A 4,148-nucleotide genomic window follows, 5' to 3' on the forward strand; every position below is an offset into this window, starting at 1 on the left:
CCCCCCTCAAACTCCCCCCATCCTTCCAAAAACCGCTCATATGCTGTTTTGCCCCACAGGGCAATCCCTGCTCCGGAACGTACAGCGCCCCAAAAAATCAGGGAAAAATGCCGCAGGGAACGACTATTTTGTCAGTAAAGCCCCGGCCCGGCAAGTGTCCGTCAGAAGGGGAGGCCGGAAAGACGGATATCCGCCCCTGCCTCCGCGAAAAGAGAGGGCATGTTTCCCCCGCCCATCATGACCGACCGGCATGCGGCGCCTGTCCCGATCTCCCGCCCCCTCACGATAAAGGACGACCGTCCGCATCCAATCCCATGCCTTCGAGACTGCGCCCGGCAACCATAAAAAAGAGGCTGCCCTTGCGGGCAGCCTCTGATGAGCGTTTTTTGGAGAAGGAGGGGGCCTGGGGGAGGGAGTCCCTTTTTGCCGCTAGCAGCGACCGAAGGCGGCCGCAGGGCCGTGCCCGTTACGACGAAGGAAGCTACGGGCATCGACAGCAAAGCAAGGGGCTCCCTCCCCCAGCCTCTATCTTTCCTAGATACCGGCGCTTTCCAGCACGCGGCTGTTGTAGACTTCGATCTTGGCCTTCTGTTCCAGCATGCGCATGAAGGTCTGGTACATGCCTTCCACGCGCTTGCGCTGCACCAGCTCGGTGAGCAGATTCTCCATGCCGGCCCAGCCGTCGGCCTTGGGCTGTTCCACGGCGGTCACGCGGCAGAGCAGGGCGCCGCACTTGCTGCTGTCTTCCTGCTCGTACACGCTGAAGGCCTGGTCGATCCAGGTCTGGGGCGCGGCGCGGAAGATGACCTGGTTCATGACCGGATTGGGCACGAAGCCGGCCAAGGCGCCGTCGCGGGTCAGATCGGCGCTCTGCACGCGGGCAGCGTCTTCAGCGGGCAGCTGGCCGTCGGTCATGGCCTTGCGGAGGGCAGTGGCCTTTCCCATGGCGGCCTGCAGGGCCTTTTCCGCCACCAGGGCCTTCATGACGCGGTCGCGGGCCTGATCCAGGCTGGGCGTGGTGGAAGGCTCGGAGGTGAGCACGCGCACCACCAGGTAGCGGTCACCGGCTTCCAGGGCCGTGTCCACAGGGGAGTTGGCCGGGGCCTTCATGAGGCTGGCCGCCATCTCGTCGCTGATGCCCAGGGCCTTCTGCAGTTCGGCCTGGCCCACCAGACCGGTACGCTCGGCCTTGAGCAGGGGCTGATCCTTGCCGTCGGCATCCTTGTAGCTGCCGGCGCGGGCCGCGCTTTCCTGCAGGGGACGGTTGTTGATGTTGTCACCGATCAGGCTGTCCAGCACGTCGTTGACCTTTTCCACGCCTTCCTGCTTGGCCAGGGTGGCGCGTACTTCGGCTTCCACTTCGGCAAAGGGCTGCACGCTGGCGTCCTTGCGATCTTCCATCTTGATGATGTGCAGGCCGAACTGGCTGCGCACGGGCTCGGAGATCTGGCCGGGCTGCAGGGCCCAAGCGGCATCTTCGAAAGGCTTCACGGTCTGGCCGCGCTGGATCCAGCCCAGCTCACCACCGGGGCCGGCGGCATTGGGGCCGTTGTTGGCATCGGCCACGGCGGCAAAGTCGCCCTTTTCCGCTTCGCTGCGGATGCGGGCGGCCTTTTCCATGGCCTGCTTCACGGCCGCTTCGGGAGCGTTCTCCGCCAGGGGCACCAGGATGTGGGCCACCTTGACCTGTTCGGGCTGGCGGAAGCGCTGCTTGTTGGCTTCATACCACTTGAGGGCGGCCTCGGCGCTCACGCTCTCGGGGCGCACCAGGCTTTCGGGAGCCACGGCCACATATTCCACTTCCACGCGGGGCTGGCTGGCCAGTTCGGCCTTGTGGGCCTCGTACCAGGCGCCGAGCTCTTCCTCGGTGGGCTTCACCGAAGCGGCAAAATCGGCGGCGGGCAGGTACAGGTACTCCACCGCGCGCTGCTGGGTGAGGAAATCATAGTACTTGCGGGCCTCGCCACCGGCGGCCCAGGCGCTGCCGGCCACGGTGCGCATCACCTTGTCACGCAGGATGCTGTCCGCCAGGCCCTGTTCGTATTCGGCCACACTCATGCGCTGGGCTTCGATGGCGCGCTTGTAGGCCTCGGGATCGAACTTGCCCTGGGCGTCCTGGAACGCGGGCAGCTTGGAGACCACATAATGCATCTCTTCAGGGCTCACGGTCATCCCCACGCGGGCGGCTTCCTGACGGATCAGCTGGGCGCTGATGAGCTCGTTGAGCACCTGACGGCCCAGCTTCTGCTGCACCAGGGCCTCACGGGTCAGGGAGGGATCGTTGCGCATGGCGTATTCGGCGGCCCGCTGATAGGCCTGCTCGAACTGCTGGGCCGTGATGGCCTCACCGTTGACCTTGGCCACCACATTGCTGGAACCGCCGTCGGTCAGGCTGCCGACGCCCCAGAACATGAAGACGAGGATGATGATGGCGAAGGCTACCTTGACGCCAAAGGACTGGGCATTGGAACGGATATAATCAAGCATGGGCACTCCGAAAAAAGGCACGGAATTTATTGCCCGCAAAGATTCGGGCAACGGACAACTATAGGGGCATTCCGGCAGAAACTCAAGAAGAGCGGGGAAGAGGCCCCTCCATCCGCTGCTGACAAGCGGTGCCCTTTGCCCTATATGCAGGGGATGGATCATACAGCTATCGAAAGCCTGCTGCAGGCCGTGGCCCGGGGAGACATCCCGCCGGACCAAGCCTTGCGGCATCTGGGAGACGCCACTGCGGCCGACAGCCTGCAGGGCCTGCATCTGGATCATGAACGCGCCCTGCGTACCGGCCTGGGCGAGGTCGTCTTCGCCCAGGGCAAGACCGACGGGGCCCTGGTGGGGGCCGTACGCGGCCTCAGCCTGCGCGGCGCCCCCGTGCTGGTCAGCCGCGCCTCGGAAGCGCAAGGGGCCCTGTTGCAACGGGAATTCCCCGAGGGCCGCTACTGGGCGCAATGCCGTCTTTTCTGTCTGGGCGGTGAAGGGCAGGAAATGCCTGAACTGGGCCCGCCGTGGCCAGACAGGGGCGAGATCATGGTGGTCACGGCCGGGGCGGCCGACATCCCCGTGGGCGCCGAAGCCTACGGGGCCCTGCGCTTCTGGGGCCACGACTGCGGCTTCCTCACCGACGTGGGCGTGGCCGGGCTGCACCGCCTTGCCCCGCATATCCGGGATCTGCGCGCCGCCCGCCTCATCATCGCCGTGGCCGGCATGGAAGGCGCCCTGCCCGGCGTACTGGCCGGACTGGTGCCCTGCCCGGTGCTGGCCGTCCCCACCTCGGTGGGCTACGGCGTGGGCGCGGGCGGCATGGCCGCCCTCCACAGCATGCTCTGTTCCTGCGTGCCCGGCCTGGCCGTCCTCAATATAGATAACGGCTTCGGCGCCGCGGCCTTTGCCGCCAAATTGCTGCGCCACGCCTGATGCACGCACCCCGATGTGCACAACAGACACAACCATCTGTTTTATAACAATAAACAAACATACACATCCAGGCCCCTCCTGACAGGAGGGCACGTCCGCCTCCACCGGGACGGCCTGAAGGCCGTCCCGGTGGGGCTGCCAACGATGTTCACGGCGGCGGGCGGACATGACAGCTTTTTTCCCTTCTTCTTTCCACCTTTCCCGCACGGCACCTGCCCGAACACCAGCCATGGCACGGGCACTGTCCTTGCCGGGAGCACTGGCACTGTTGATGCATCCGCCCGAACAGACCTGCGGACAGGCCGGGCAGGCATCCTTCATGACCTTCAACGATGGGAGCAACCATGACACCGCACGAGATGCTGGATGCGCTTTCACGCCAGACCGGGACCGCCCTGGCATTCAACGGGGACGGCCTGTGCCGCCTGCGCTTCGACGGCCGTTTCATCGTGGACCTTGAGGTCACGGACGACGAAGACGCCATCTATCTGTATGCCCGACTGGGGGCGCTCCCCGCCGGAGAACAGGGCAGGGAGCTGATGGCCCGGATGATGCGGGCCCACTGCCTGGGCCGGGAAAGCGGCAACACGCTTTTCGGCCTGGACAGTGAAGAGATCATGGCCTTTGCCCGCGTGACGGCGGCCGGGGCCGTGGAAGAGACGCTCTTCACCGCGCTGGAAGACTTTCTGGATGTTCTGGCCCACTGGGCCGACGAGCTGCAGCAGGCCCGC

At 65.4% G+C, this 4,148-nt stretch carries 3 protein-coding genes; 2 read left to right on the forward strand and 1 reads right to left on the reverse strand.

Annotation, left to right across the window (positions count from 1 at the left end):
• Positions 1-534: 534 nt before the first annotated feature.
• Positions 535-2,487, reverse strand: a complete 1,953-nt coding sequence (locus tag DESPIG_RS07195) for a SurA N-terminal domain-containing protein (protein WP_006006862.1) — start codon at positions 2,485-2,487, stop codon at positions 535-537.
• A gap of 153 nt (positions 2,488-2,640) precedes the next feature.
• Between DESPIG_RS07195 and larB the strand changes: the two genes are divergently transcribed.
• Positions 2,641-3,417, forward strand: coding sequence for a nickel pincer cofactor biosynthesis protein LarB (gene larB, locus DESPIG_RS07200; RefSeq protein ID WP_040369669.1), 777 nt, complete (start codon positions 2,641-2,643; stop codon positions 3,415-3,417).
• Positions 3,418-3,761: 344 nt separating this feature from the next.
• A partial coding sequence (locus DESPIG_RS07205; RefSeq protein ID WP_040369671.1) for a type III secretion system chaperone occupies positions 3,762-4,148 on the forward strand: 387 nt, incomplete at its 3' end.

It is taken from the genome of Desulfovibrio piger ATCC 29098 (assembly GCF_000156375.1).
In the GTDB taxonomy this organism is placed as follows: Bacteria; Desulfobacterota; Desulfovibrionia; order Desulfovibrionales; family Desulfovibrionaceae; genus Desulfovibrio; species Desulfovibrio piger.

Excerpts from the sequence above, each read along its gene's own strand:
- DESPIG_RS07195 (WP_006006862.1), bottom strand. The coding sequence starts at position 2,487 with ATGCTTGATTATATCCGTTCCAATGCCCAGTCCTTTGGCGTCAAGGTA.
- larB (WP_040369669.1), top strand. The coding sequence starts at position 2,641 with ATGGATCATACAGCTATCGAAAGCCTGCTGCAGGCCGTGGCCCGGGGA.